This is a genomic window from Streptomyces sp. NPDC007084 (assembly GCF_040703595.1).
Taxonomy (GTDB): domain Bacteria; phylum Actinomycetota; class Actinomycetes; order Streptomycetales; family Streptomycetaceae; genus Streptomyces.
In genome coordinates this window covers 15742-41969 of record NZ_JBEYFY010000044.1, presented here as the reverse complement: position 1 = coordinate 41969, position 26228 = coordinate 15742, and the positions used below count along the sequence as shown (strand labels likewise).

Here is a 26228-nt window from a genome sequence, read left to right as displayed (position 1 = left end):
CCGCGCCCCGGCCAAGTCGGCCCCGTATCGCGAGGCTGAAGAGATGGGTGGCCTGGGAACGTGCTGAAAGAGGTCACCGCGACCCGCTACATCACGCCCCTGCGTGAGGGCGGCTCGCTCCCGGGACTTGTCGAGGCCGACGACCTCGGGACGTACGTCATGAAGTTCACCGGCGCCGGCCAGGGGCGCAAGACGCTCGTCGCGGAGGTCGTCTGCGGTGAGCTGGCGCGCCGGCTCGGACTGCGGGTACCCGGCCTGGTGACCATCGGCCTCGACCCGGTCCTCGGCCTCGGCGAACCCGACCAGGAGGTCCAGGAACTGCTGAAGTCCAGCGGCGGACCGAACCTCGGGATGGAATTCCTCTCCCGCGCCATCGGCTTCGACCCGCTGGCATTCGGGATCGGCCCCGAGGAAGCCGGCCGGATCGTCTGGTTCGACGCCCTGGTCAACAACGTCGACCGGTCCTGGCGCAACCCCAACCTGCTGATGTGGCACGGCGAGCTGTGGCTCATCGACCACGGCGCGACCATGATCTGGCACCACCACTGGCCCGGCGCCGAGGCCTCCGCCGCCAAGCCGTACGACATCTCCGACCACGCCCTCGCCCCCTTCCGCCCCGATGTCGCCGCGGCCGCCGCGGAACTGGCACCCCGGGTCACCGAGGACCTGCTCGCCGAGGTCACCGCCGAGATCCCCGACGCCTGGCTGGCCGGCGAACCCGGCTTCGAGTCACCCGACGCGCTCCGCCAGGCCTACGCGCGGCCACTGCTGGCCAGGGCCGGGAGCATCCACCAGCGGATCAAGGGCATCGAGGGGGACAAGTGAGCGACCGGGACGTCTTCGAGTACGCGCTGCTGCGAGTGGTGCCGCGCGTCGAACGCGGCGAGTGCCTCAACGCGGGCGTCCTCGTCTACTGCCGCGCCCGGTCCTTCGTCGCGGCCCGCACCCATCTGGACGAGCACAAGCTGCTCGCCCTCGACCCGGGCGCCGATGTGGCGGGCGTACGGGCCGCGCTGCGCGCCGTCGAAGGCGTCTGCGCCGGCGGGAAGGACGCCGGTCAGGCGGCGGGCGACGACCCCGGGCGGCGCTTCCGCTGGCTGATCGCGCCCCGCTCGACGGTCGTCCAGCCGGGCCCCGTGCACACCGGCCTGACCGCCGATCCGCTCGCCGAGACGGAGCGGTTGCTCGACCTGCTGGTCAGGTAATGGATCACATGCGCGCGGTGTGCCGTTGACACCGGGTGCCAGGGCTTCTAGCGTCACGTCTGCTGAAGGTACTAAGCGGTCGCTCACTGGACGGGCGTACCGTGTGAGCCGCAGGCCTTCGGGGTTCCCGAAGGCGCCGCAGGGTTGTCGAGACAGCTTGGCCGGGCTTGGGCCGGCTTTTCCAAGGGCGAGGAGAACCAGCAATGTCCACCACTGAGCAGCGCGTCGCCGTAGTCACCGGTGCCGCGCGCGGCATCGGCGCCGCGACCGCCGTACGTCTGGCCGCCGAGGGCCGCGCCGTCGCGGTGATCGACCTCGACGAGGCCGCGTGCAAGGACACCGTGGAGAAGATCACCGCCGCCGGCGGCAAGGCCCTCGCGGTCGGCTGCGACGTCTCCGACGAGGCCCAGGTCGAGGCCGCCGTCGCGCGCATCGCCGAGGAACTCGGCGCGCCGACCATCCTGGTGAACAACGCGGGCGTGCTGCGCGACAACCTGCTCTTCAAGATGAGCGCGTCCGACTGGGACACCGTCATGAACGTGCACCTGCGCGGTGCCTTCCTGATGGCCAAGGCCGTCCAGAAGTACATGGTGGAGGCCAAGTTCGGCCGGATCGTCAACCTGTCGTCCTCCTCCGCGCTGGGCAACCGCGGCCAGGCCAACTACTCGACGGCCAAGGCGGGTCTGCAGGGCTTCACCAAGACCCTCGCCATCGAACTGGGCAAGTTCGGCGTCACCGCGAACGCCGTCGCTCCCGGCTTCATCGTCACCGACATGACCGCCGCCACCGCCGCCCGCGTCGGCATGGACTTCGAGGACTTCCAGGCCGCCGCCGCCACCCAGATCCCCGTGCAGCGCGTCGGCAACCCCGACGACATCGCCAACGCCATCGCGTTCTTCACCGGCGAGGCCGCCGGATTCGTCTCCGGCCAGGTGCTGTACGTGGCCGGCGGGCCGCTCAACTAAGGCCGGGGGAAACGGACATGACCACTCTTCCCGAGCTTTCGGGCAAGGTCGCGCTCATCACGGGCGCGAGCCGCGGCATCGGCTACGGCGTCGCGCAGGCCCTGGTCGCCCGCGGTGACCGGGTCTGCATCACCGGCCGCAACGAGGACGCCCTCAAGGAGGCCGTCGAGGCGCTCGGCGCCGACCGCGTCATCGGCGTCGCGGGCAAGGCCCACGACGAGGCCCACCAGGCCGCCGCCGTGGAGCGCACCATGGAGGCCTTCGGCCGCGTCGACCACCTGGTCAACAACGCCGGTACGAACCCGGTGTTCGGCCCGATCGCCGAGCTGGACCTCAACGTGGCGCGCAAGGTCTTCGAGACCAACGTCGTCTCCGCGCTCGGCTTCGCCCAGCAGACCTGGAAGGCCTGGCAGAGTGAGAACGGCGGCGCGATCGTCAACATCGCCTCCGTCGCGGGTCTCGCGCCCTCGCCGTTCATCGGCGCGTACGGCATCAGCAAGGCCGCGATGATCAACCTGACCGCGCAGCTCGCGCACGAGTTCGCGCCGAAGGTGCGGGTCAACGCCATCGCGCCCGCCGTCGTGAAGACCAAGTTCGCCGCCGCGCTGTACGAGGGCCGGGAGGCGGAGGCCGCGGCGGCCTACCCGCTCGGCCGGCTCGGCGTGCCCACCGACATCGGCGGCGCCGCCGCGTTCCTCACCTCCGAGCAGTCGGACTGGGTCACCGGTCAGACGCTCGTGGTCGACGGCGGTCTGTTCCTGAACGCCGGGGTCGCCTGAGACATCGCGGGCGGAGCGGTTCCCCGGGCCCGAGGCCGGTGGTCTCCCGTATGGGAGACCACCGGCCGTCCGCGTGTTCGGTGCCCGATCCGAGGGACGCCGAGTCCGATATCCGGGGCGCGGGACCCTGCACAGGAGCCTGACAACGTAGTCACATACGTGCTGATCAAGTGCCCTGCTCCGAACACGGTTACGACGGGGTGACGCTGCGGTATGGTCTGCCGACCTTGGTACGGCGGATCGAGGAGCGAGCGCGTGTTCAACCGGAACAGATGCCTGAGACACCTGGCTGCGATCACGTCCATAACCCTGGTGGCCGGGTGCGGCATCCTCTCCTCGGGCTCGTCCGAAGACAAGGGGCCGATCGTGGTGGGCACCACCAGCGCCCCGAGCACGCTGGACCCGGCCGCCTCCTGGGACGGCTCCTGGGAGCTGTTCCGCAACATCTACCAGACCCTGCTGGGCTACCCGAACGGCTCGGTGAGCCCCGAGCCCGACGCGGCCGAGAAATGCGCGTTCACGGACGGAAGCAACCGCACGTACCGCTGTGAGCTGCGGGCGGGCCTGAAGTTCTCCGACGGCGACCCGCTGGACGCCCGCGCGGTCAAGCACTCCATCGACCGCATCAGGGAGATCAACGTCAACGGCGGGCCCGCCGGTCTGCTCGGCAGCCTCGACCGGGTCCAGGTGCTCGGCGAACGTGAGATCGTCTTCCACCTCAACCAGCCCGACGCCACCTTCCCCTTCGTGCTGGCCACCCCGGCGATGTCGATCGTCGACCCCGAGGAGTATCCGGCCGACGCCCTGCGCAAGGGCGACAAGGTCTACGGCTCCGGCCCCTACAGCCTCCGCTCGTACCGTGAGGGCAAGCAGGCCGAACTCGTCCGGAACGACCGCTACCAGGGCTTCGCCAAACGCCGGAACGACGCGGTCACCATCCGCTACTTCCAGGACTCTGCCCAGCTCGTGGGGGCCCTGAAGGACCGGAAGATCGACCTCACCTACCGCGGACTCGCCGCCTCCGACATCGTCGCCCTGCAAGGCGGCGGCTCCGACAAGAACCTCCAGCTCGTCGAGGGCACCGGCACCGAGATCAGCTACCTGGTCTTCAACCCCAGGGACCCATGGGCCGGAAAGACCGCGGTCCGCAAGGCGATCGCCCAGCTCATCGACCGGCCCGCCATCGCGCACAAGGTCTACAAGGACACCGTCGACCCGTTGTACTCCATGGTCCCGGCGGGCCTGGTCGGCCACACCACCGGCTACTTCGACACCTACGGCAGCCCCAGCGCGGCCAAGGCCCGCACCATCCTCCGCGACGCCGGGATCACCGAGCGGGTCCCGCTCACCCTCTGGTACACCACCGACCGCTACGGCTCCGAGACCGCCCCGGAGTTCCGCGAGATCAAGCGGCAGCTCGACGCCTCGGGACTGTTCACCGTCACCCTCAAGAGCCGCCCCTGGAAGACCTACGAGGCCGGCTACCGCGACGGCGAGTACCCGGTGTTCGGACGCGGCTGGTTCCCCGACTTCCCGGACGCCGAGAACTTCATCGCGCCCTTCGTGGGCGAGCACAACGCGCTCGGCACGCCCTACCCGGCACGCCGCATCACCGATCACCTGCTGCCCGAGTCCCGGGGCGTGAGCAACCGGGCGGCCGTGATCAAGGAGTTCGAAGAGGCGCAGCGCATCCTCGTGGACGACGCCCGCCTGCTGCCCCTGTGGCAGGGCCGGCAGTACGTGGCCGCGAGCGGCGAGATCTCCGGCGGCGAACGCGCCCTCGACCCCTCGACGATCATGACGATGTGGGAACTGGACCGCAAGACGAGCTGGTGACGGGCCCGGGGCTCGTTGTCAGTGGGCGGCGGTAGGTTCTTGGTCTGGAAGTGACCGCACATCGGAGGAAGTTGACGTGACCGATATCGCCATGCTGCCCGAGTCCTGGCGCGGCGTACTGGGCGAGGAGCTGCAGCAGCCCTACTTCAAGGAACTCACCGAGTTCGTCGAGGAGGAGCGTGCGAAGGGCCCCGTCTACCCTCCCCGGGAGGAGGTCTTCGCCGCGCTCGACGCCACGCCGTACGAGCGGGTGAAGGTGCTCATCCTCGGTCAGGACCCGTACCACGGCGAGGGGCAGGGCCACGGCCTGTGCTTCTCGGTCCGCCCGGGAGTCAAGACCCCGCCCTCGCTGCGGAACATCTACAAGGAGATGCAGGAGGAGCTGGGCACCCCGATCCCGGACAACGGCTATCTGATGCCGTGGGCGGAGCAGGGCGTCCTGCTGCTCAACGCGGTGCTGACGGTGCGCGCCGGTGAGGCCAACTCGCACAAGGGCAAGGGCTGGGAGAAGTTCACCGACGCGGTGATCCGCGCCGTGGCCGAGCGCCCCGACCCCGCCGTCTTCGTGCTCTGGGGCAACTACGCGCAGAAGAAGCTCCCGCTGATCGACGAGACCCGGCACGTGGTGGTGAAGGGGGCACACCCCTCCCCGCTGTCCGCGAAGAAGTGGTTCGGCTCGCGTCCGTTCACGCAGATCAACGCCGCCGTGGCCGCGCAGGGACACGAGCCGATCGACTGGACCATTCCGGACCTCGGCTGACCCGCCCGCCCGGGTGCCGCCGCTGGGCTGGACCGTCACCGGCCTGGCCCAGCGGCGTACGGGGGCGCCTGAGCGGGATTGTCCGTGACGCGGGCTAGCGTCGGCGAAGAAGACCGACGAGCCTGGAGGACGCGGTGGCGGAGCAACAGGAGCAGGCGGCGCCGGACGCCATGATGACCAGGATCGGGCAGGCCGCCATGCTGCACCACGCCGGCGACCGTGAAGAGGCCCGGACCCGCTTCCTGGAGCTGTGGGAGGAGATCGGCGAGGGCGGAGACGCGCTGCACCGCTGCACCCTCGCGCACTACATGGCCGACACCCAGGACGACCCGGCGGACGAACTCGCCTGGGACCTGCGGGCCCTGGCGGCCGCCGAGGAGCTGACCGACAGCCGGGTCGCCGAGCACCACGAGTCCCTCGCCGTACGCGCGCTCTACCCCTCGCTCCATCTGAACCTCGCCGCCGACTATGTGAAGCTCGGCCGCTCCGAGGCGGCCCGTACGCATCTGCGCCGGGCGCGCGGAGCGACCGGGGCGCTCGCCGAGGACAGCTACGGCGACGGCGTCCGGGCCGCCATCGGGCGTCTGGAGCTGCGTATCCAGGACACCGGCGACTCGGCGGAGCCGAACGGCCCCGACCGCTTCGGCGGTTCCGGGGGCCCCGGCGGTTCTGGCGGTTCTGGCGGCTCCGGGGGCTCCGGGGGCGACACGCTGGGACCGCCGAGACGGCATCCCTGACCCACGGGTTCCGGAGCGGCGGACGTCAGTTTCCATAGGCACCGGAGCAGATGACCGCCTCCGGGCTGTCCGCCTTCCAGCCCCCGTAGGTTCGCCCCAGGGCACACACGTCGGCGCTCTTCGGCAGGTCGGGGGAGACGGGCGGGACCGCGCTGCGGGGTTCGGGATGACGGGGCTTCGGGCGCGGGGCCGGGCGCGTGGGGTGGGGACGCGGCCGTACTGGTGTCGCGGGCGCCCCCTGCGGCGGGGGAGCCGCCCGCTGCCGGGGCGGCGCGGCCGGCTTCGGCTTCTTCGCCGGGCCGACCCGCTCCAGGGCCTCACGGGCCGGTGCCTGCACGATCTGCGGTTCCGCCCTGCCGCCGGGGAACGCGGGGGCTGATCCGGCCGGGGCGGCCGGCGGCTGCCCGGAGGCGGGCGGCCGGTGCACGGTCACACAGCCGGAGAGGGCGGTGACCGCCACGGTGACCAGGAGCGTCGCGGTCGTCGTCGTTCGATGCATCCCCCCAACTCTGCTGGTTCCGGACGGCCTTGGGGAGCCGGGAGCGGCAGGTTGCCCCGCACGAGTGATCCTTCCGCCCCTCCGGCGGGCGCGCGGGGCGAGCGGGCTGACGACGGGGCGGGCCGGCAGGCGGGCCTGGCGTGCACGCCCCTTCGACCGCTGTCGTACGGGGGCGCCGTCGCACGGAGTGCGCTGCCTCACCGGACGGTCGCCGTAAGCGGACCGCCGCCTCACCGAGACCGCCGTCGCCCGAAGGCGGCTGTCGCCCGAAGGCGGCTGTCGTACGAAGGCGGCTGTCGTACGGAGACGGCTGTCGTACGGAGACCGCCGTCGCGGGAGCGCTTCGTCCGGGCGGCCCGGCGATCATGAGGGGTGCCCCGGAGATCGTGACGAGCGGGCCATGCCGGAAGGGGCCGGGTGCGGCAGGGCGAACCGTCCCCGACCAGGCCGGGCCCGGCGCCGACCCAAGCGGGACCTGCGCCTTTCCCGTGCCGCGCGGGCGGGATCACCGACGGACCCCTGTCACGGCGGCCGTATGCTTCCGACGGAACACGGCTCGGACTCGGACGCGGGCCCGTGACCTCGGCCGAGCGTGCCGGCACAGGCGCGCCCGGACCGGCCCGGACGAACGAAGGAGATCGCTGTGAAGGTCGGCTGCATCGGACTCGGCGACATCGCGCAGAAGGCGTATCTGCCGGTGCTCGGCGTGCGGCCGGGCATCGAGCTGCACCTCCAGACGCGCAACCCCGACACGCTCGGCCGGGTCGCCGACACCCTGCACCTGCCCTCCGCGCAGCGCCACACCGGCCTGGACGACCTGCTGGCGCAGGGCCTCGACGCGGCGTTCGTGCACGCGGCCACGGTCGCGCACCCGGAGATCGTCACCCGCCTCCTGGAGGCGGGCGTACCGACGTACGTGGACAAGCCGCTCGCCTACGAACTCGCCGACTCGGAGCGGCTGGTGCGGCTCGCGGAGGAGCGGAACGTCAGCCTCGCCGTCGGATTCAACCGGCGTTACGCGCCCGGGTACGCCCAGTGCGCCGAGCACCCGCGCGAGCTGATCCTGATGCAGAAGAACCGCACCGGCCTGCCCGAGGCCCCGCGCCCGATGGTCCTCGACGACTTCATCCATGTCGTCGACACCCTGCGCTTTCTGGTGCCGGGCCCGGTCGACGACGTGACCGTCCGCGCCCGTATCGAGGGCGGGCTGCTGCACCACCTCGTGCTCCAGCTCGCCGGGGACGGTTTCACGGCGCTCGGGGTGATGAACCGGATGAGCGGCTCGAACGAGGAGATCCTCGAGGTGTCGGGCCAGGACACCAAGCGCCAGGTCGTCAACCTCGCGGAGGTCATCGACCACAAGGGCCAGCCGACCGTAAGGCGGCGCGGCGACTGGGTGCCGGTGGCCCGGCAGCGGGGCATCGAACAGGTCGTCCTGGCGTTCCTCGACGCCGTCCGGGCCGGGAAGGTGCTCAGCGCCCGGGACGCACTGGCGACCCATGAGCTGTGCGAGCGGGTGGTCCTGGCGGTTCAGGAGCGCTCCGCCGCACTCTGAGCGCGCCGGCGCCCTCCGTCAGACACAGCGCCGCGAGCACCAGCAGAGCACCGTGCACCGGCCAGTCGCCGAAGCGCACGTACGTGGTGACACCGCCGGCGAGCGGCACCTCGTACAGCACGGCCTCGCTCGCGTCCGTGCCGAGCCAGGAGCCGACGCGCTCGCCGCTAGGGCCGTAGACGGCGGAGACACCGGTGAGGGTCGCGTGCACCATCGGGCGGCCGGTCTCGGCGGCGCGCAGCGCGGCGAGCGAGGCGTGCTGCTCCGGTGCCCAACTGTGCTGGAACGTCGACGTCGAGGACTGGGCGACCAGTACCTCGGCGCCGTCCTCGGCCAGGTGGCGGCTCATGTCGGGGAACGCGGACTCGAAGCAGACCATCGGCCCGACGCGCAGCCCGTGTCCGACGTCCATCACCACCTGACGGCTGCCGCGCATCCGGTCCTCGCCGGCCGCCTTGCCGACGGAGGTGGCCCAGCCGAGCAGGGAACGCGCCGGCACGTACTCGCCGAACGGGACCAGCCGCATCTTGTCGTAGCGGTCGCCGGTCGGGCCCTGCGGACCCACCAGGACCGAGCTCTTGTAGATCCCGGGCCGGTCGGAGCGGCGCGCGTCGACGTTCACCAGGATGTCGGCGCCCACCTCGCGCGACAGGGCCGCGATGCGGTTCGCCAGGTAGGGCCGGTCCGCCAGGTCGAACCCGACGCTGCTCTCGCCCCACACGACCAGGTCGGCGCCCCGCCCCGCCAGTTGCCGGGTCAGGACTTCCTCCCGGTCGAACCGCCTGTCCCCGCCGGCGCCGCCGTCCACGACACCGGGCTGGACGACGGCGATCCGTATGCGGCCGTCGACGTCCGGGCGCGGTGACCACACCCAGGCCGCCGAGGTCGCGGCGGCCGTCGCGACCAGTCCGGCCAGGGCGGGCACCCGGGACTCGCGCACGGCCACCAGGACGGCGAGCGCGACATTGACCGCGACCAGCAGGAAGCTGAGCAGCCACACCCCGCCGACCGAGGCCAGCCGCAACGCGGGCTCGACCTGCCACTGACTCGAACCGAGCAGTCCCCAGGGACCGCCGAGGCCCTGCCAGGAACGGATGAGTTCGACCGCCAGCCAGCCCGAGGGCAGCACGAGGAGAGCGGCGCCGACGCGGCCCGGTGAGGGCACGCCCGCCAGGAAGCGCCGGACGAGCCAGCCCCAGGGGGCCCACAGGGCGCCGAGCAGGGCCGCTATGAGCACCGTGAAGACGTGCAGACTGGGCAGCAGCCAGTGGTGCACGGCCAGCATGAAACCGAGCCCGCCGAGCCAGCCGTCGTACGCGGCACGCCGGCCGGTGGGAGCCGAGCGGGCCAGCAGGATCCAGGGCACCAGCGCGACGTACGCGAACCACCACCAGGACGGCGCGGGGAAGGCGGCCATGGGCAGCGCGCCGGCCAGCGCCGCCACGACGTTCCGCCGCCAGGGGGAGACCAGCCAGCGGCCGGCCGGAACATCGAGCCTCTTCACAGCACTGCCTCCCTCCCCGGTGGTCCCTCCAGTGTGCGCGCCCTTGGCGATCTACGACAGGGGGCACGGGGCGCCGGCCGGGGCGCGCGGCGAGGGAAGCGACCCAGGTGGTGACATCTCGCACGTTGGCGGGCGGGGGTGACGGGGTAGGGCGAGGGCGCAGTGGGGCAACTGGTCGCGCGGGTGTGCCCGGAATACGGGGGCCGGTGGTAGTGGGGGTGTGCCCGGGATACGAGGGCCCGGTGGTCGCGGGGGTGTGCCCCGTATACGGTGCCGGTGGTCGCGGAGGCGTGCCGGGGCTGCGGGATCAGGTCGCTGCGGGGGTGTGCCGGGGCTGGGGCATCCGGCGCCACTTCTCCTCGACGACCACCTGACGCAGCCGCCAGCCGTCGTCCGTACGCAGCAGACCGAAGGAGTAACGGCCGCCGCACACGAAGTCGGGGGCGGTGGACTTTCCGTCCTGGCCGGCCAGCCGCATCGGGTTGATGTAGTCGGCGTTGAGCAGGGCGGTGTCGCCCGCGTTCTGGTCCAGGAGGTCGAAGCGGACGCGCCGGTTGACGATCAGGTGCTGGCGCATCTCGAACAGTGCCAGGCTCCGGGCGAGCCAGTCCGCGACCTCGTCCACGTCGCCCTCGATGCCGCCGGCCGTGCGGTAGTCGGCGCGTCCGTCCTTCGTGAACAGCCTCCGGTAGGCGTCCCAGTCGCCGTCGTCCACCGTCACCGCGTACTGGGTGACGAGTTCGTCCACGGCCAACCGGTCCATCACGGTCGCGAGTTCCACGCGCTGCGTCATCGGCTCAGTGTTGGCCACCGGGGCTGCCACGCCAAGGGGGCGAGCGGTGATATTCGGCGCCCGGCCGTGACGGGACCGTGGGAGAGGCCGCCGGTGGTGTGCCGCCGGAACGCGTCTGCGATGGTGGGGAGCCGGTGATCCACTTTCGACCGGGCCGCGGGTGACGCGGCCCGTCCCGCCAGGAGGTTGTCATGCCGCGTCCCGTCACGATCGTCACGGGCGGCAGCCGGGGAATCGGGGCCGCGACCTGCGTACGTCTCGCGGCGGACGGGCACGATGTGGCCCTCGGCCACGTCAGCGACGCCGAAGCCGCCGAGCGGACCGCGTCCGCCGTACGTGAGGCCGGTGCGCGGTGTGTCACGGTCCGGGTGGACACCTCGGACGAGGCCGACGTGGAGCGGCTGTTCGCCACGGCCGAGGACCGGCTCGGGCCAGTGACGGGGCTGGTGAACAACGCCGGGGTGACCGGACCGCTCGGGCGTCTCGCCGACACCGACCCCGCCGATCTGCGGCGCGTGCTGGAGGTCAACGTGCTGGGCACGCTGCTGTGTTCGCGTCGCGCCGCCCGCTCCATGACGGCCCCGGGCGGTGGTGTCATCGTCAACGTGTCCTCGGCGGCGGCCACTCTCGGAAGCCCGGGCGAGTTCGTGCACTACGCGGCCAGTAAGGCCGCGGTCGACGCGCTGACCACGGGACTCGCCAAGGAACTCGGCCCCGACGGCATCCGCGTCAACGCGGTCGCGCCCGGGATGATCGACACCGAGATGCACGCGGCCATGGGCGCCCCGGACCGGGCGGAGCGTGCCGCCGCGTCGATTCCGCTGCGCAGGGCCGGCCGGGCGGAGGAAATCGCCGCGGCCGTCGCGTGGTTGATGTCGCCCGACGCGTCCTACGCGACGGGCGCGGTGCTGCGGGTGGCGGGCGGACGCTGAGCGCCGACGCCAACGCGGGCCCGGCGGACGGCTTCAGGCCGCCTCGATGATCTCCCAGCGGATCGCCTCGGCCCACCGCACGACCAACAACTCGTACTCGGCCCGCTCCTGAGCGGACAGGGAACCGCCCGCCCGCATCCACAGGGCACGGATCTCTTCGTTTAACGCGGCGGCGGAACGCACGGAACCAGAGGGTTTGAAGTCGGGGGACATGCGTAACAGCCTAGGGGCAAGGACTGACACTGCGCTACCGGACGGCTACGCAACCCGTATGCCCTTCGTCACGGCGAACCGGAACCACGTCACGCGGGGCGCCGAACCCGGTGTCCGGGGACGCGGGTTGAACTGTGCGGCCGGCCATCTCCGGGCCTCTCCCACTGGGAGACGGCTGGGAGACGACTGGGAGACGACTGGGAGAACCGCCCCGGGCCGAGGGAGATCAACCCGCCGATTCCGCCGCGTGCGGGCTCAATGTGCCGATGCTGACGAGCCCGATGATGACGATTCCCAGGGCGATCCGGTACCAGACGAACGGCATGAAGCTTTTGTGCGAGATGAACTTCATGAACCACGCGATGACCGCGTATCCGACGGCGAAGGCGATGACCGTGGCGAACATCGTCGGCCCCCAGGCCACATGGCCCTCCTCGGCCGCGTCCTTCAACTCGAAGGTGCCGGAGGCGAGGACGGCCGGCATGGCGAGGAGGAAGGAGTAACGGGCCGCCGCCGCGCGCGTGTAGCCCATGAACAGGCCGCCGCTGATCGTCGCGCCCGAGCGGGAGACGCCGGGGATCAGGGCCATCGCCTGGCAGACGCCGTAGATCAGGCCGTCCTTGGTGTTCAGGTCCTCAAGCGACTTGCGCTGCTTGGCCGCCCGGTGCCGGCCGCCCGTCTCGTCGCGGGCCGCGAGCCGGTCGGCGACGCCTATGACCACGCCCATCACGATCAGCATGGTCGCCGTGACCCGCAGATCCCGGAACGGTCCCTCGATCTGGTCCTTGAGCGTGACGCCGAGCAGACCGATCGGGATCGAGCCGACGATCACCAGCCAACCCATCTGGGCGTCGTGGTCGCTGCGCATCGCCTTGTTCGTGAGCGAACGGAACCACGCCGACAGGATCCGCCCCACGTCCTTGCGGAAGTAGATCAGCACGGCGGCCTCGGTGCCGAGCTGGGTGATCGCGGTGAAGGCGGCGCCGGGGTCCTCCCAGCCCGCGAACGCGGCGGTCAGCCGCAGGTGCGCGCTGGAGGAGACGGGAAGGAATTCGGTCAGCCCCTGGACGAGTCCGAGGATGAGGGATTCAAACCAAGACATGAAGTTACGTGGTCCAAGCGCTGATCGAGGGAGGGCGACGGGGCACGCCGTATCGCGGGGCGAGGTGATCACGGGTGTTGAGGGCAGCGTAGCGTCCGCCTCGGACAGCCCCGCCACAGGGGCTTCACCGGCCCCGCACGCGGGGGTTGCCGGTCCCGTACGCGGGGGTTTCCGGTCCCGCGCGTGGGTTTCCGGTCCTGCCCCCGGCTAAGCGGCCGTCGGTCCCGTCACCGTCCACCCCGGGCTCTGGGGGTGGGCCGTGAGGTCGTCGTGCTCGACCTGCTCGCCGCATTCGCGGCAGACCACCTGGGGGACCAGTTCGTGACCGCAGGTGTGCTCCAGCACCATGGGCCGCGCGTCGCCCTCCCGAAGATGCCGGTCGCCCCAGGCCATGAGGGTCAGCAGGACCGGTTCCAGTTCGAGGCCCGCCTCCGTCGCCCGGTACTCGTAGCGCTTCGGCCGCTCGCTGTACCGCACCTTGCGCAGCACGCCCGCGTCGACCAGACGCCTCAGCCGGGTGGTCAGCACGTCGCGCGGGGCGCCGGTGTTGCGGACCAACTGGTCGAAGCGGGTGGCGCCGAGGGACACCTCGCGCAGGACCAGCAGCGAGTACTTCTCGCCGACGAGGGCGAGGGTGTCGGCGATGGAGCAGGGGCGGGCGTCCTTCATGCCCCCATTCTACGGGGAGGGTTGGATGTTCCAACTCACTGGGTTACTGTGGAGTCACTTAGTGGGTTGGAAAACCAAACGCACCGAGAGGCACTCCATGCGTGACGCCGTGATCGTCGAAGCCGTACGCACACCCGTGGGCAAGGGCAAGCCGAACGGCTCGCTCGCCCACGTCCACCCCGTCGAGCTCCTCGCCCACACCCTCCGCACCCTGGTCGAGCGCACCGGGATCGACCCGGCGCTGATCGACGACGTCATCGGGGGCACCGTCGACCAGGTCGGCGAGCAGGCCATGAACACCACGCGGTACGCCGTGCTCTCCGCGGGTTTCCCGGAGACCGTGCCGGCGACCACGGTGGACCGCCAGTGCGGTTCCTCGCAGCAGGCCGTCCACTTCGCCGCGCAGGGCGTGATGTCCGGGGCGTACGACATCGTGGTGGCCTGCGGGGTGGAGTCGATGAGCCGGGTGCCGATGTGGTCCAACGTGCCCGCGGCCAAGGATCCGTTCGGGCCCGGGGTGGCCGGGCGGTACCCCGAGGGGCTGGTGCCGCAGGGCATCAGCGCCGAACTCATCGCCGCCAAGTGGGGCATCTCCCGCGACCGGATGGACGCCTACGCCGTCGGGTCGCACCGCAAGGCGGCCGAGGCGTGGGACGCCGGGCTCTTCGACGCCGAGGTCGCGCCCCTGGAGGGCGTCACCCGTGACGAGAGCGTCCGCCCGGGCAGCACCCCCGAGACGCTCGCCGGTCTCAAGCCCGCCTACTACGACGCCGGGTTCGGGGAGCGCTTCCCGCAGATCGACTGGTCGGTCACGGCGGGCAACGCGAGCCCGATCAACGACGGCGCGTCGGCCGTGCTCGTCATGGCCGCCGAGACCGCCGCCCGCCTCGGTCTGCGGCCCCTCGCCCGGCTCCACAGCTTCGCCGTCACCGGCTCCGACCCGCTGCTGATGCTCACCGGCGTCATCCCGGCCACCGAGAAGGTGCTGCGCAAGGCGGGCCTCGGCCTCGGCGACATCGACCTCTTCGAGGTGAACGAGGCCTTCGCCGCCGTCGTCCTCGCCTGGCAGCAGGAGACGGGCGCCGACCTGTCCAAGGTCAACGTGCACGGCGGGGCGATCGCCATCGGCCACCCGCTCGGCGCCAGCGGCACCCGGCTCACCACGACCCTCGTCCACGCGATGCGCGCCCGCGGCGCTCGCTACGCGCTCCAGACGATGTGCGAGGCGGGCGGCCTGGCCAACGCGATGATCCTGGAAGCCGTGCGGTCCTAGGAAATCGTGCGGTCCTGGACGGTCGTTACGTCCTGGGAGGTCGTCCGGTCCCGGGCGGGTGTCCGCTCCTGGGCGGGCGTCCCGCGCAGGTGGTGGCGCTTGCGCCAGGCCACCACCGCGCCCACCAGCCCCGGGACCGCGATGAAGCCCATCGCGACGAGGAAGGCCGGCGAGGTCGGTGTCGACGCGCGGGCGCCGGCGACGGCGTAGGCGGCGGTGTTCGGGATCGAGCCGAGCGCCGTCGCGAGCAGGAAGGGCAGCCAGCCCATGCGGGATACGGCGGCGCAGTAGTTGGCGGCCCAGAACGGCACGCCCGGGAAGAGCCGGGCCACCATCATCGAGCGGAATCCGTGCCGGCTGAGCTGCCCGTCCGCCGCCTTCAGCCACCGGGCGCGCAGCAGCGGACGCAGCGCGTCCTGCCCGAGGACCCGGCCGAGCCCGAAGGCGACACCGGCGCCGAGCACGGTGCCCGCCAGCGCGGTACCGAGCCCCAGTTGGGAGCCGAACAGGGCGCCGGCCGCCAGATTGAGCAGGGGCCGGGGCACGAACGCGACCGTGCACAGCCCGTACGCCACGCCGAACGCGACGGCCGCCGCCGCACCGCCGAGCTGGGGCGGCCAACCGTCCGCGAGCAGCCGCTGCGGCTCGAAGAGCAGCACGCTCGACGCGGCGCCGGCGAGCAGCACAAGCAGCAGGGAGAGCCGTGACCAGGGCGAGAGCAGCACTCTCAGGCAACGGGCGGACGCGCCGGCGCGTGCGGTGGTGAGGGCGGCGGGGACGGCGCCTGCCGGTTCCGCGGCGACGACCAGATCGGCCGAAGCGCCGAACTTGTCCGCCATGGACGGGAACGTGGCCTGGGGAGTGGCCGTGGCGGTGCCCCCAGAGCGGTTGGTGGCATCGGGCATTCGGCGACACTAACCGACGTATGTGTGTGATCGCCGTATGGTTCGTCTCATGGGCGTCACAGCTTGCGGAACGTCGGGTGCCTCGTTCGAGGTGCCGGACAGCGCGTTGGCCGACACCCTGATGGAGCGGCTCACCGTCGTCTATCCGGCCGCCGCCGACCCCGTACGGGCCGCGTCGACCCGCGCGTACATGAAGGGCATCGCCCCCTTTCTCGGGCTGGCGACACCCGAGCGCCGCGCCCTGTCCCGGACCGTGCTCCTGGACACCGGCCCGCCCGACGAGAAGGACTGCGTCGCGCTCGCGCTGCGCTGCTGGGCGCTGCCCGAACGCGAGTACCAGTACTTCGCCGTCGACTATCTGCGCCGCCATGTGACCCGCCTGTCCTCGGGTTTCCTGCCGGTGGCCCGGCATCTCGTCGCGACCGTCTCCTGGTGGGACACGGTCGACGCGCTCGCCGCGCACGTGGTCGGCGGGCTCGTGGCGGCCGACCCCGGGCTGCGGGCCGCCATGGACGTCTGGATCGAGGACGAGGACCTGTGGGTCGCCCGGACGGCCCTGCTCCACCAGCTCCGCTACGGACAAGACACCGACACCGGGCGGCTGTTCGCGTACTGCCTGCGACGATCCGGGGACTTTGACTTCTTCATCCGGAAGGCCATCGGGTGGTGTCTGCGCGAGTACGCGAAGACGGACCCACAGGCCGTACGGGACTTCGTGGCCGCGGAACGCGAGAGGCTGGCGCCGCTCTCGGTGCGCGAAGCCCTCAAGAACATCGGCCCCTGATGCCGACCCCGGGCTCTCCGGTAACCTCCGCTGAATTCCCCTGAATTCCGCTGACTTCCGCGCCCTGGAGCACCGTTCAGGGCATGGCGGGGCCCCAAGGGCCTGGACGGGACGGGCACGAGCGCGGGCGCGGGCACGAACGCGGGCGCGGGCGCGGGCGCGGAAAACCATTCGACGTGGGCGGACGCGTCGGCGATGCTCTCCCCATGTTCCGGTACGCCTTCCTCCTCACGGCATCCGCAGTCGCGGATGCGCCGAAGGCTGCCGTCCAGACCATCGTGGCAGCCGTCGACGGCGCCCGAAGCTGACCCTTCCCGGATCGACCGGCGGACCCCGCAGGGGGAGGGTCGGTCACTCCTCGGGGTCCCCGCTCCGGCCCCCGCGCGCCGGAGCCATCACTCAGCTCCGCTGACACCGAAGAGGCTTCGAGGTACAGCCATGCCCAAGACGGCTTACGTGCGCACCAAACCGCACCTGAACATAGGCACCATGGGTCACGTCGACCACGGCAAGACCACCCTGACCGCCGCCATCACCAAGGTCCTCGCCGAGCGCGGCTCCGGCACCTTCGTCCCGTTCGACCGCATCGACCGGGCGCCGGAGGAGGCTGCCCGCGGCATCACCATCAACATCGCGCACGTCGAGTACGAGACCGACACCCGGCACTACGCGCACGTGGACATGCCCGGTCACGCCGACTACGTCAAGAACATGGTCACCGGCGCGGCCCAGCTCGACGGGGCGATCCTCGTCGTGTCCGCGCTCGACGGGATCATGCCGCAGACCGCCGAACACGTGCTGCTCGCCCGGCAGGTGGGCGTCGACCACATCGTCGTCGCCCTCAACAAGGCCGACGCCGGGGACGAGGAGCTGACCGACCTCGTGGAGCTGGAGGTCCGCGAGCTGCTGTCCGCGCACGGCTACGGCGGCGACGCGGTGCCCGTCGTACGGGTGTCCGGCCTCAAGGCCCTTGAGGGGGACCCGCGTTGGACCGCGGCGATCGAGGCACTGCTCGACGCGGTGGACACCTATGTGCCGATACCCGAGCGCTATCTCGACGCGCCGTTCCTGATGCCCGTCGAGAACGTGCTCACCATCACCGGACGCGGAACGGTCGTGACCGGTGCCGTGGAGCGCGGCACCCTCCGCGTCGGGGACCGGGCCGAGGTGCTCGGCGCCGGAGTCGACACGGTCGTCACCGGCCTGGAGACCTTTGGCAAGCCGATGGAGGAGGCGCAGGCCGGCGACAACGTGGCGGTGCTGCTGCGCGGGGTGCCCCGCGACGCGGTCCGCCGCGGGCACATCGTCGCGGCGCCCGGCAGCGTCGTCCCGAGCCGCCGTTTCACGGCGCGGGTCTACGTCCTGTCGACCCGCGAGGGTGGCCGTACGACGGCGGTGTCCACCGGATACCGGCCGCAGTTCTACATCCGCACCGCGGACGTGGTCGGTGACGTCGACCTCGGTGAGGTGGGCGTCGCCCGGCCCGGCGACACCGTCACCATGACGGTCGAGCTGGGGCGCGACGTCCCGCTGGAGGCGGGGCTCGGCTTCGCGATCCGCGAGGGCGGGCGGACGGTCGGCGCCGGAACGGTGACGTCGATCGGCTGAGCGGGCCGATTGACCGTCCCTGGGCCCGGCCGCCCGGGGTGGCCGAACGGTCACCCCGGCCGGCAGGCACCTGCCCGAATGGGCACTCGTCCGAGTGGGCGGGTGCCCATTCCGTGCTGGTGTTGGCGCCGGTGGCGTGCCGCGAGTGAGCAGCCGCCCGTTCGGTGTCGTCGCCGAGCGCGTGCCCAGGGCCGGAGACCGGATCGCCGTCATCAAGGGGCGGGCGCGCGCCGACCGGTCAGCGGCCGGGTCCCGGTCAGCGGCCCGGTTCCGCCGTGGGGCTCCCCGGGCGGCGGCACCGGTGGCAGGCCGCACAATGGAGCCGTGGACGAGCCGATACCCGTGACGCGGGACGTGGATCACGGGACCGCGAAGCTGATGCCCGACGTGGACCGCGAGCGGGCCTGGCTGCTGACCGTGGACGGCGCGCCCCAGTCGTACGTCGACCTGGACGAGCCCACGCACCTGGAGTTCGAGTACACGCGCCGGCTGGGGCACGTGCTCGACACGGTCGCGGAGCCGGGGCGGGCCCTGAACGTCCTGCACCTCGGTGGCGGGGCGCTCACCCTGCCCCGCTACGTCGCCGCCACCCGGCCCGGTTCACGGCAGGACGTGGTGGAGGCGGACCGGGGTCTGCTCGCGCTGATCGACGAGCACCTGCCGCTCCCGTCCGGCTCGGGCGTCACCCTGCACGCCGCCGACGCCCGGCACTGGATCGAGGCCGCGGCCCCTGACTCCGCGGACATCCTGATCGCCGACGTCTTCGGCGGTTCGCGCGTTCCCGCCCATCTGACGTCCACCGCCTACGCGCGGGCCGCCGAACGGGTCCTGCGCCCGGACGGCATCTACCTCGCAAATCTGGCGGACGCGGCGCCCTTCGCCTTCCTGCGCTCCCAACTCGCCACGTTCTCGACGGTGTTCGAGGAACTCGCCCTCATCGCCGAACCTGGCGTGCTGCGCGGCCGGCGCTTCGGGAACGCGGTGCTCGTGGCTTCCCACGGGCCGTTCGACACGGCGGCGCTGTCCCGCCGTACCGCCGCCGACGCCTTCCCCGCCCGGGTCGAACACGGTGCCGCGCTCAGGAGCTTCGTCGCCGGAGCCGTACCCGTCGGGGACGAGGACGCCGTCCCGTCACCCGAGCCGCCCGGCGGGTCCTTCCACATCGGCTGACGGGAGCTTCGCGTCGGCCGCCCGGCCGCCATCCGTACCGGCCGCCGGAACACCGCCGACCGGCGACCCGGCCTCCGCAACGAGCAGCCGGACCCCCTCGGACACGGACCCCGCTTCCGCGCCCACCAGCGGTACGCCGTCGGCCGGGGACACCGGGGTCCGCTGGGCCACCTGCCGGGTCCGCCGGGTCAGGTTCCGTACGTCCGGTACGCACAGCACCGCCGCCGTGACCAGCACGACCAGCGCGGAGCAGCCCCAGAGCGCGGAGGTGCGGCCGAAGGCCTGTTCGGCGGGGCCCGCGAGCGCCGTGGCCAGCGGGACCATCGCGACCGAGCCGAACCAGTCGTACGCCGACACCCGGGAGAGCTTCTCCTCCGGGATCTCCTGATGCAGCGCGGTCATCCACGACACGCCGAACACCTCTATCGCCAGACCGCTGACGAACATCACGGCGTACAACGGCCCCACCGGGACGGGTACCGCGAGCGCGGCGGCGGGCGCGGCGAGCGGGAACACGCACAGGGTGCCGGCGAGCAGCAGCCGCCGGGGCTTCCAGCGGGTCATCAGGAGCGCGCCGCCGACGGTTCCGGCGCCGAACGCGCCGAGGGCCAGCCCCCAGGGCCCCGGCCCGCCGAGACTGTCCCGGGCGACCAGCGGACCGTAGACCGCGTCCGCCGCGCCGACGACCGCGACGACCACGGAGAACTGGGCGACGATCGTCCACAGCCAGGGACGGCCGACGAACTCGCGCCAGCCGTCGCGGAGATCGGCGAGCAGTCCGCCGCCGGGTTCGCGGGGAGGTATGTGGCCGACGTCCAGGAAGGCGCGCAGGCCCCCGGCGACGGCGAACGCCACCGCGTCCACGGCGAGCACCCAGCCCGGCCCGATCACGGCCACCAGCGCCCCGCCGAGGGCGGCACCGCCGAGCCCCGCGCCCTGCATCGCCATCCGGAACACCGCGAACGCCCGGCCGGCCTGTTCGCCCTCCACGGAGGACATCAGCATGCCCTCGGAGGCGGGTCCGAAGAACGCCTGGCCGGTGCCGCCGAGCGCGGACAGCAGCATCATCTGCCACAACTGGGCGTGGCCGCCGAGGACCAGGAGGGCGAAGGCGCCCTGGGAGACGCAGTTGAGGGCGTTGGCGGCGACCATCACCCGGTGCCGCGGCAGCCGGTCCGCGACCGCGCCGCCGATCAGCAGGAACAGCACCAGCGGCAGCGTCCGCGCCGCCGCCACCAGACCGACGTCGCCGCCGTCGCCTCCCGCGTCGAGCACGGCGAACGCCGCGGCGATGAGCGCGCCCTGGCTGCCCAGGTTGGTGACGACCGCGGCGGCGGTCAGCAGGGTGTAGTTCCGGCCCGCCCAGGAAGGGCGTCGGGTGCGGCGGGGGAGGGCGGCGGGTGAGGTCACCCGGAGACTATCCCCGCCCGCCGCTCCACTTGCCAAACCGATTGCGTCTGCGTGCCGAGCCGGTTCCGTCTGCTTGCCGAGCCGGACCTGTTCGCTCGCCGAACCGGTTGCGTCCGCGTCGAGCAACCACCGCCGACCGCCGGAAGCGGGGGCTCGGTGCCCGGCGCGGGCGCCGTGGCCGGGGGCGCCCGCGGGCGGCGTGTGCGGCGTGTGCGGCCCGGACCAGGGGCTCAGGAACCGGTCGGCTCGCCGTGCAGCCGGACCGTGCTGAGGATCTTCCGCACGGTCGCGTCCGGGACCTCGTCCTTGACGCCCTTCGCGCCGTAGAACGTCCAGGACACGAAGTCACCCGCCGAGTTCTTGAAGGCGAACGTGGTCGCCTTGCCGTCGGAGTCGCACTTGCCCTTCTTCGGGACGCCCGCGGAGTACGTCGTCGCGACGCTGCCCGTGACCCCCGAAGCCGTGGTGTAGGACTCCGGCTTGCCGATCTTCAGCAGCTTCTTGGAGGCGTCCTTCTGGTCGGTGTACCCGCCGAAGACCCACCACGCCGAGTCGTTGCGCGCCACGTCGGCGGTGTCCTTGGCGCCGCTCTGGCCCTTGCTGCCCGCGGCGGCCAGCGACGTGTCACTGTCGTGGCCGTCGTGGTCGTCGTCGGACGTGCACCACTTCTCCTTGAGGAACGCGGGCGCGGACATGCCGATGAGCACGGAGCCGTCGCCCTTCTTGTCGTCCTCGAAGCCGATGAAGGTGCCCGGAGTCTCGACCTTCCAGTCCGCCGGCACGTCGAAGGCGGTGCCCCACTTCGGGTTCACCACGACCTTCCAGCCGGCGATCGTCGCCTTCTCGTCGTCGCCGCCGCGCGGGTTGTCGTCGCCTCCGCCGTCGCTCGCGCTGTCGCTCGGACTCGGCGCCGTCGAAGCGGACGCCTTCGGGGACTTGGAGGCGTCCCCGCCCGCGGTGTCGTCCTTGTCGCCACCGCCCAGGACGAGGAACGCGGTGACTCCGGCGGCGATCACCACGGCGGAGGCCGCGACGATCGCGGTGATCTTCGTCTTGTTGCCGCCGCCTCCGCCGCCGTTGCCGCCGGACGGCCGGGGTCCGCCGAGCGGGTCGGTCGGCGCCCCCCACTGCGGCTGCCCCGGCTGCGGCCCGTACGGGTTGGGCTGCTGATACCCCGGTTGCTGGTATCCGGGCTGCTGGTACGGGTTTGGCTGCTGGTACCCCGGCTGCTGGTACGGGTTCTGGTCCTGCGGGTTCTGCTCGCCCCCGGGCGGCTGCTGTCCTGGCCACATGGCCGGTAACGATAGAGGGGGTGGCGACCCGAGTGCCATGGCGGCCCCGTGAAGGTCCTGACGGGCAGGGCACTTGCCCCCTTTGCTCCGGGCTTGCGCCGGTGCCGGGACGAGGGCTGGTCAAGATTTGCTACCCGTGGGTAACATCAGGGTATGAGCGCAGACCAGATGACGATCGGCGAGATGCTCGCCGCGACCGTGCCGATGGCCCGGACCCTGAACCTCGACTTCGTGGAGACCTCTCCGGAGAAGGCCGTCGTGGCGCTCCCGGACCAGGGCGACTTCCACAACCACGTCGGCGGACCGCACGCCGGTGCCATGTTCACGCTGGGGGAGTCGGCCAGCGGGGCGATCGTCCTGGCCGCCTTCGGTGACCAGCTCTCCCGGGCCGTGCCGCTCGCCGTGAGCGCGGAGATCGCGTACAAGAAGCTCGCGATGGGTCCCGTCACGGCCACCGCCACGCTCGGCCGCCCCGTCGCGGAGGTCGTCGCCGAACTCGACGCCGGTCAGCGTCCCGAGTTCCCCGTCGCCATCGCGATCCAGCGCGCCGACGGAGCCGTGACCGGCGAGATGACCGTCGTATGGACCCTGCGTCCCAACGGCTGAGCCGCGCCTTTCATGCCGGGCCCTGATCGGGGAGTATGTCCTGATCGGGGCCCGCGGTCGTTCCAGGCGCTGCGGCGGGCCGTGGCCGGGCGCCGTGGCGGCCGTTCCGCGCGGTGCCGAGGCCGTTCGGCGGGCCGCGGCGGCCCTTGGTCGCGTGCGGTCCGGCGCTCGTCCGCGTGATCGCGCTGCCGCTCAGGCCGTCGCTCCGGGCTCGGCCGTGACGGCGGGCAGGGTGACCCCGGTGAGCCGCTCGGCCTCGGCCCAGAGGCGGGAGTTCGTGGCCGGGTCGAGTGCCCGGCGGGTGACGCGGGCCGTGGTCGTCGGGCCGACCAGGCCGAACCGGCCGCCCGGGCCGTAGTAGCCGCCGGCCACCGCGTCGGGGCTGGTCGCCGCGTACAGGATCGGCTCGGTGCCCTGCTCGACCTGCTGCTTGGGCAGGAAGTCCAGCGCGTTGAGCAGGGACCGCTTGGGCTTGTCCCGTCCGAGGCTCGCGCCCGCCGTCTGGAGGTTGGTGACGGTGTAGCCGGGGTGGGCGCCGGTGCTCAAGAGGTTCCAGCCGCGCTCGGCGGCCACGGCGGCGAGCTGACGGGTCAGGATGAGATCGGCCAGCTTGGACTGGGCGTAGGCCATGTTGGCGCTGTAGCGGCGGCGCTCCCACTGGAGGTCCGAGAAGTCGATCCGGCCGTAGTTGGCCGTGCCGCTGCTCATCGTGGCCACCCGGGGGGCGTCCGCCGCGAGCAGGGCGGGCAGCAGCCGCAGGGTGAGGGCGAACGGGCCGAGGAAGTTGCTGCCCATCTGGAGTTCGAACCCGTCCGCCGTGCTCATCCGGGTCGGCGGCGCCATCACGCCCGCGTTGTTGACCAGCAGGTCCAGCGGTGTGCCGTCGGCCAGGACGCCGGCCGCGAACTCCTCGACCGTGGCGAGGTCGGCGAGATCGACGCGGCGCACGTCGAGCCGGGCCCCCGGGTGGCGGGCGAGGATCTCGGCGCGGGCCTGCTCGCCCTTGGCGACCGTACGGACCGCCATGACCACGTGTGCTCCGGCGGCGGCGAGCCGTCGGGTGGCCTCCTTGCCGGTGCCGCTGTTGGCCCCGGTGACCACGACGAACTTCCCGGTCAGATCCGGAACGGTGTACATGGGAACTCCCTCGGCAGATGCAAAAGACCATCGGTCTCTTCTGTCTCCCGAACGTAGCAGACCAGCGGTCTGATAACAACAGACCGGGGGTCTGTAGTCTTGGGTCATGAGTACGTCCTTCCAGCGCGCCCGCAGCGAGGAACAGCGCGCGGTGCGCAAGCAGGCCATCCTCGACACCGCCGCCACGATGCTGACCGAGATGCCGGTCGCCCGGCTGAGCCTCAACGAGCTGAGCCGCCGCGTCGGGCTGGCCAAGTCGAACGTGCTGCGCTACTTCGAGTCCCGCGAGGCCGTACTGCTCGAACTCCTCGACGCCGCCGAGCGGGAGTGGCTGGGGGAGCTGGAGACCGAGCTGAGCGCGGCCGTCGACGGCGGCGCGTCCGTGGTCGAGCGCGGTGACCGGGTCGCCGCGTTGATCGCCTCGTCCCTCGCGGCCCGTCCGGTGCTGTGCGATCTCGTCAGCGCGCAGGCGGCGGTGCTGGAACGCAACGTCTCGCCGGTCGTCGCGGCGGAGTACAAGCACACCGCGATCGCCAACGTCGGCGTCCTCGCCCGGCTGGTCCGCGCGGGCGTGCCCGAACTCGGTGAGCGGGACGCCGGCCGGTTCGCCGCCGCCGCCCTCATGGTCGCCGGAGCGGCCTGGACGCACTCGCAGCCCTCCGCCGCGATGCTCGCCGCCTACGACGCCGACCCGCAACTGGCCGCCCTGCGGCTCGATTTCACCGCCGTCCTGCGTGAGACGCTCGAAATCCTCCTGGCGGGCCTGCTCGCCCGCCCGGGACGCGGCGACGCCTTCTGCGCGCCGGGGACCTGACCGGCGGACCCCGGCCGCCACGGGTGACGCGCTCGTCTTCACCGTGTGCGGCACCGGGCCGCACGAGCGGGCCCCGGTCCGGAGCGACCAGGTAGGCTTCCGGGCGGGTGCGCCGGGGGAAATGCGCGGGGTGACCGAGCGAGACGCAGCCGCCCGGGTCAGGTACAGCTCAACGGGAGGAACCGGCGTTGCACGTCCAGGAGTGGCTAGAGACGGTGCCCGCGGTCAGCATCTACGCGCTCGTGGCCCTGGTCATCGGCGTGGAAAGCCTGGGCATCCCGTTGCCCGGCGAGATCGTCCTCGTCTCCGCGGCCCTGCTCTCCTCCCAGCACGCGGGCATCAACCCGGTCATCCTCGGAGCGTGCGCGAGTCTCGGCGCGGTCGTCGGCGACTCCATCGGATACGCCATCGGCCGCAAGGGGGGCCGCCCCCTGCTCGCCTGGCTCGGCGCCAAGTTCCCACGGCACTTCAGCGAAGGCCATGTGGCGACCGCCGAGCGGTCGTTCCAGAAGTGGGGCATGTGGGCCGTGTTCTTCGGCCGTTTCATCGCCCTGCTGCGGATCTTCGCGGGACCGCTCGCGGGTGTGCTGCACATGCCGTACTGGAAGTTTTTGATCGCCAACGTCCTCGGCGGCGTCGTCTGGGCCGGCGGCACCACCGCGGTCATCTACTACGTCGGTGTCGTCGCCGAGTCCTGGCTGAAGCGCTTCTCCTGGCTCGGCCTGGTCGCGGCCGTGCTCATCGGCCTCGCCTCGATGCTGGTCGTCCGGCGCCGGGCGAAGAAGTCGGCGGCGGAGCACGAGACGGCCGAGCCGGAGCCCGTCCCCGCCGCCGAGTAGACGACGGAGCCGGAGCCCGTGCCCGCCGCCGAGTAGACGACGGAGCCGGAGCCCGTGCCCGCCGCCGAGTAGACGACGGAGCCGGAGCCCGTGCCCGCCGCCGAGTAGACGGCGGAGCCGGAGCCCGTGCCCGCCGCCGAGCAGCCCTCGGGAGGGGCCGCCTACTCGTGGATCTCGCGGTGCGCCTTGGCCAGTTCCACGTACAGCGTGCCGTTCAGGGTGATGCCCTCGCGCTCCTCGTCGCTGAGCTGACGCCTGACCTTGGCGGGCACCCCCGCGACCAGTGAACCCGGCGGAACCCGCATGCCCTGCGGCACCAGCGCCTGCGCGGCGACCAGCGAACCGGCCCCGATCACCGCCCCGTTGAGCACCGTCGCCCCCATGCCGATCAGACAGTCGTCCTCGACGGTGGCGCCGTGCAGCACGGCGTTGTGCCCGATGGAGACCCGCTCCCCGACGGTGATGGGGAAGCCGGGGTCCACATGGAGGCTGCAGTTGTCCTGCACGTTGCTGTCGGCGCCGATGACGATCGGCCCGCAGTCGGCGCGCAGCACCGCCCCGTACCAGGCGCTCGCGCCCGCGTGCAGCGTGACGTCCCCGATGACCACGGAGGTGGGCGCCACGAACGCCTCCTGGTCGACCTGCGGTTCCTTGCCGCCGATTCCCTTGATCAGCGCCTGCTGAGTCGTCACCGTGTCACCGTCTCGTCGTGTGATGTTGATGTCGCGTCGGATGGCGTCGCGATGCCGGTGGCATCGGCCGCAACGGCACCGTATGCCATCGTCCGCGCGCCCGGTGGGGCGAAGATCACAGCGGTACGGCGGCATCCGCGCACCCCGCG

At 72.1% G+C, this 26228-nt stretch carries 27 protein-coding genes; 16 read left to right on the top strand and 11 right to left on the bottom strand.

The genetic code is table 11. The features are described 5' to 3' along the window. The first annotated feature begins 60 nt into the window (after positions 1–60). The 7 genes from AB0912_RS27160 (at position 61) to AB0912_RS27130 (ending at position 6282) form a co-directional block, all read left to right on the top strand. Positions 61–825 (top strand): HipA family kinase, encoded by a 765-nt coding sequence (locus AB0912_RS27160; protein WP_366704228.1) that lies wholly within the window; start codon positions 61–63, stop codon positions 823–825. After that, positions 822–1205, top strand: coding sequence for a DUF3037 domain-containing protein (locus AB0912_RS27155; protein WP_366704226.1), 384 nt, complete (start codon positions 822–824; stop codon positions 1203–1205). The genes AB0912_RS27160 and AB0912_RS27155 overlap by 4 nt, the downstream gene beginning before the upstream one ends. Before the next feature lie 203 nt (positions 1206–1408). Further along, positions 1409–2170: a 3-oxoacyl-ACP reductase FabG gene (fabG, locus tag AB0912_RS27150; RefSeq protein WP_366704224.1), complete on the top strand. Its 762-nt coding sequence runs from the start codon at positions 1409–1411 to the stop codon at positions 2168–2170. Between the two features lie 17 nt (positions 2171–2187). Further along, on the top strand, positions 2188–2949 hold the full coding sequence (locus tag AB0912_RS27145) for an SDR family oxidoreductase (protein ID WP_366704222.1): 762 nt from the start codon (positions 2188–2190) through the stop codon (positions 2947–2949). Between the two features lie 213 nt (positions 2950–3162). Further along, positions 3163–4785, top strand: coding sequence for an ABC transporter substrate-binding protein (locus AB0912_RS27140; protein ID WP_366704220.1), 1623 nt, complete (start codon positions 3163–3165; stop codon positions 4783–4785). Positions 4786–4861: 76 nt separating this feature from the next. After that, a complete protein-coding gene (locus AB0912_RS27135) occupies positions 4862–5545 on the top strand; it encodes a uracil-DNA glycosylase (protein ID WP_366704218.1) in 684 nt (227 codons plus the stop codon). A gap of 134 nt (positions 5546–5679) precedes the next feature. Next, positions 5680–6282: a hypothetical protein gene (locus AB0912_RS27130; protein ID WP_366704216.1), complete on the top strand. Its 603-nt coding sequence runs from the start codon at positions 5680–5682 to the stop codon at positions 6280–6282. A 25-nt stretch (positions 6283–6307) separates the two neighbouring features. On the opposite strand, the gene AB0912_RS27125 is transcribed toward AB0912_RS27130, so the two are convergent. Then, positions 6308–6781, bottom strand: a complete 474-nt coding sequence (locus AB0912_RS27125; protein ID WP_366704214.1) for a hypothetical protein — start codon at positions 6779–6781, stop codon at positions 6308–6310. Between the two features lie 643 nt (positions 6782–7424). Between AB0912_RS27125 and AB0912_RS27120 the strand changes: the two genes are divergently transcribed. After that, on the top strand, positions 7425–8336 hold the full coding sequence (locus AB0912_RS27120; protein ID WP_366704212.1) for a Gfo/Idh/MocA family oxidoreductase: 912 nt from the start codon (positions 7425–7427) through the stop codon (positions 8334–8336). On the opposite strand, the gene lnt is transcribed toward AB0912_RS27120, so the two are convergent. Together lnt and AB0912_RS27110 are read right to left on the bottom strand one after the other, a co-directional pair. Beyond that, the gene (gene lnt, locus AB0912_RS27115) at positions 8254–9840 is read right to left on the bottom strand and encodes an apolipoprotein N-acyltransferase (RefSeq protein WP_366704210.1); all 1587 of its coding nucleotides are present in this window, start codon (positions 9838–9840) and stop codon (positions 8254–8256) included. The genes AB0912_RS27120 and lnt overlap by 83 nt on opposite strands. Positions 9841–10147: 307 nt before the next feature. Then, positions 10148–10633 (bottom strand): nuclear transport factor 2 family protein, encoded by a 486-nt coding sequence (locus tag AB0912_RS27110; RefSeq protein ID WP_366704208.1) that lies wholly within the window; start codon positions 10631–10633, stop codon positions 10148–10150. A 191-nt stretch (positions 10634–10824) separates the two neighbouring features. Here AB0912_RS27110 and AB0912_RS27105 point away from each other — a divergent pair, with 191 nt between their 5' ends. Beyond that, positions 10825–11565, top strand: a complete 741-nt coding sequence (locus AB0912_RS27105; RefSeq protein ID WP_366704206.1) for a glucose 1-dehydrogenase — start codon at positions 10825–10827, stop codon at positions 11563–11565. Positions 11566–11598: 33 nt separating this feature from the next. On the opposite strand, the gene AB0912_RS27100 is transcribed toward AB0912_RS27105, so the two are convergent. From AB0912_RS27100 to AB0912_RS27090, 3 genes are all read right to left on the bottom strand, one after another. Further along, on the bottom strand, positions 11599–11778 hold the full coding sequence (locus AB0912_RS27100) for a hypothetical protein (protein WP_366704204.1): 180 nt from the start codon (positions 11776–11778) through the stop codon (positions 11599–11601). A gap of 226 nt (positions 11779–12004) precedes the next feature. After that, entirely contained in the window at positions 12005–12880 is an 876-nt protein-coding gene (locus AB0912_RS27095) for an undecaprenyl-diphosphate phosphatase (RefSeq protein WP_366704202.1), read from the bottom strand. Positions 12881–13087: 207 nt separating this feature from the next. Beyond that, positions 13088–13549 carry a helix-turn-helix domain-containing protein gene (locus AB0912_RS27090; protein WP_366704200.1) on the bottom strand — a complete coding sequence of 154 codons (462 nt, stop codon included), beginning with the start codon at positions 13547–13549 and terminating at the stop codon, positions 13088–13090. Between the two features lie 97 nt (positions 13550–13646). On the opposite strand from AB0912_RS27090, the gene AB0912_RS27085 reads away from it, so the two are divergent. Further along, the gene (locus AB0912_RS27085) at positions 13647–14822 is read left to right on the top strand and encodes a thiolase family protein (RefSeq protein ID WP_366704198.1); all 1176 of its coding nucleotides are present in this window, start codon (positions 13647–13649) and stop codon (positions 14820–14822) included. Here the strand turns inward: AB0912_RS27085 and AB0912_RS27080 are convergent. Beyond that, the gene (locus AB0912_RS27080; protein WP_366704196.1) at positions 14819–15727 is read right to left on the bottom strand and encodes a VTT domain-containing protein; all 909 of its coding nucleotides are present in this window, start codon (positions 15725–15727) and stop codon (positions 14819–14821) included. The two genes, AB0912_RS27085 and AB0912_RS27080, sit on opposite strands and share 4 nt — an antisense overlap. A 49-nt stretch (positions 15728–15776) precedes the next feature. Between AB0912_RS27080 and AB0912_RS27075 the strand changes: the two genes are divergently transcribed. The 3 genes from AB0912_RS27075 to AB0912_RS27065 all read left to right on the top strand — a co-directional run bounded on the left by AB0912_RS27075 (position 15777) and on the right by AB0912_RS27065 (position 19289). After that, entirely contained in the window at positions 15777–16511 is a 735-nt protein-coding gene (locus tag AB0912_RS27075; protein WP_366704194.1) for a DNA alkylation repair protein, read from the top strand. Between the two features lie 438 nt (positions 16512–16949). Further along, the gene (gene tuf / locus AB0912_RS27070) at positions 16950–18119 is read left to right on the top strand and encodes an elongation factor Tu (RefSeq protein WP_366704192.1); all 1170 of its coding nucleotides are present in this window, start codon (positions 16950–16952) and stop codon (positions 18117–18119) included. Positions 18120–18443: 324 nt separating this feature from the next. Continuing rightward, on the top strand, positions 18444–19289 hold the full coding sequence (locus tag AB0912_RS27065; protein ID WP_366704190.1) for a fused MFS/spermidine synthase: 846 nt from the start codon (positions 18444–18446) through the stop codon (positions 19287–19289). On the opposite strand, the gene AB0912_RS27060 is transcribed toward AB0912_RS27065, so the two are convergent. Together AB0912_RS27060 and AB0912_RS27055 are read right to left on the bottom strand one after the other, a co-directional pair. Next, positions 19251–20699, bottom strand: coding sequence for an MFS transporter (locus AB0912_RS27060; RefSeq protein ID WP_366704188.1), 1449 nt, complete (start codon positions 20697–20699; stop codon positions 19251–19253). The genes AB0912_RS27065 and AB0912_RS27060 overlap by 39 nt on opposite strands. A 230-nt stretch (positions 20700–20929) precedes the next feature. Further along, a complete protein-coding gene (locus tag AB0912_RS27055; RefSeq protein WP_366704186.1) occupies positions 20930–21991 on the bottom strand; it encodes a hypothetical protein in 1062 nt (353 codons plus the stop codon). 153 nt (positions 21992–22144) lie between these two features. On the opposite strand from AB0912_RS27055, the gene AB0912_RS27050 reads away from it, so the two are divergent. After that, positions 22145–22597, top strand: a complete 453-nt coding sequence (locus AB0912_RS27050; RefSeq protein ID WP_366704184.1) for a DUF4442 domain-containing protein — start codon at positions 22145–22147, stop codon at positions 22595–22597. Positions 22598–22789: 192 nt separating this feature from the next. Here the strand turns inward: AB0912_RS27050 and AB0912_RS27045 are convergent, their stop codons facing one another. Next, a complete protein-coding gene (locus tag AB0912_RS27045) occupies positions 22790–23734 on the bottom strand; it encodes an SDR family oxidoreductase (protein WP_366704182.1) in 945 nt (314 codons plus the stop codon). A gap of 106 nt (positions 23735–23840) precedes the next feature. On the opposite strand from AB0912_RS27045, the gene AB0912_RS27040 reads away from it, so the two are divergent. Both AB0912_RS27040 and AB0912_RS27035 read left to right on the top strand, forming a co-directional pair. Further along, positions 23841–24548 carry a TetR family transcriptional regulator gene (locus AB0912_RS27040; RefSeq protein ID WP_366704180.1) on the top strand — a complete coding sequence of 236 codons (708 nt, stop codon included), beginning with the start codon at positions 23841–23843 and terminating at the stop codon, positions 24546–24548. A gap of 188 nt (positions 24549–24736) precedes the next feature. After that, positions 24737–25387, top strand: coding sequence for a DedA family protein (locus tag AB0912_RS27035; protein WP_366704178.1), 651 nt, complete (start codon positions 24737–24739; stop codon positions 25385–25387). A 161-nt stretch (positions 25388–25548) separates the two neighbouring features. Here AB0912_RS27035 and AB0912_RS27030 read toward each other — a convergent pair whose 3' ends face one another. After that, the gene (locus AB0912_RS27030; RefSeq protein ID WP_366704176.1) at positions 25549–26079 is read right to left on the bottom strand and encodes a gamma carbonic anhydrase family protein; all 531 of its coding nucleotides are present in this window, start codon (positions 26077–26079) and stop codon (positions 25549–25551) included. Positions 26080–26228 lie beyond the last annotated feature (149 nt).

Bases quoted from the DNA above. Each gene is read 5' to 3' on its own strand.
- AB0912_RS27140 (WP_366704220.1), top strand. From the start codon at position 3,163: ATGGTCTGCCGACCTTGGTACGGCGGATCGAGGAGCGAGCGCGTGTTC.
- AB0912_RS27110 (WP_366704208.1), bottom strand. From the start codon at position 10,633: ATGACGCAGCGCGTGGAACTCGCGACCGTGATGGACCGGTTGGCCGTG.
- AB0912_RS27055 (WP_366704186.1), bottom strand. From the start codon at position 21,991: ATGTGGCCAGGACAGCAGCCGCCCGGGGGCGAGCAGAACCCGCAGGAC.
- AB0912_RS27045 (WP_366704182.1), bottom strand. From the start codon at position 23,734: ATGTACACCGTTCCGGATCTGACCGGGAAGTTCGTCGTGGTCACCGGG.
- AB0912_RS27125 (WP_366704214.1), bottom strand. From the start codon at position 6,781: ATGCATCGAACGACGACGACCGCGACGCTCCTGGTCACCGTGGCGGTC.
- AB0912_RS27090 (WP_366704200.1), bottom strand. From the start codon at position 13,549: ATGAAGGACGCCCGCCCCTGCTCCATCGCCGACACCCTCGCCCTCGTC.
- AB0912_RS27100 (WP_366704204.1), bottom strand. From the start codon at position 11,778: ATGTCCCCCGACTTCAAACCCTCTGGTTCCGTGCGTTCCGCCGCCGCG.
- AB0912_RS27075 (WP_366704194.1), top strand. From the start codon at position 15,777: ATGGGCGTCACAGCTTGCGGAACGTCGGGTGCCTCGTTCGAGGTGCCG.
- fabG (WP_366704224.1), top strand. From the start codon at position 1,409: ATGTCCACCACTGAGCAGCGCGTCGCCGTAGTCACCGGTGCCGCGCGC.
- AB0912_RS27050 (WP_366704184.1), top strand. From the start codon at position 22,145: ATGAGCGCAGACCAGATGACGATCGGCGAGATGCTCGCCGCGACCGTG.
- tuf (WP_366704192.1), top strand. From the start codon at position 16,950: ATGCCCAAGACGGCTTACGTGCGCACCAAACCGCACCTGAACATAGGC.
- AB0912_RS27085 (WP_366704198.1), top strand. From the start codon at position 13,647: ATGCGTGACGCCGTGATCGTCGAAGCCGTACGCACACCCGTGGGCAAG.
- AB0912_RS27040 (WP_366704180.1), top strand. From the start codon at position 23,841: ATGAGTACGTCCTTCCAGCGCGCCCGCAGCGAGGAACAGCGCGCGGTG.
- AB0912_RS27105 (WP_366704206.1), top strand. From the start codon at position 10,825: ATGCCGCGTCCCGTCACGATCGTCACGGGCGGCAGCCGGGGAATCGGG.
- AB0912_RS27145 (WP_366704222.1), top strand. From the start codon at position 2,188: ATGACCACTCTTCCCGAGCTTTCGGGCAAGGTCGCGCTCATCACGGGC.
- AB0912_RS27095 (WP_366704202.1), bottom strand. From the start codon at position 12,880: ATGTCTTGGTTTGAATCCCTCATCCTCGGACTCGTCCAGGGGCTGACC.
- AB0912_RS27080 (WP_366704196.1), bottom strand. From the start codon at position 15,727: ATGCCCGATGCCACCAACCGCTCTGGGGGCACCGCCACGGCCACTCCC.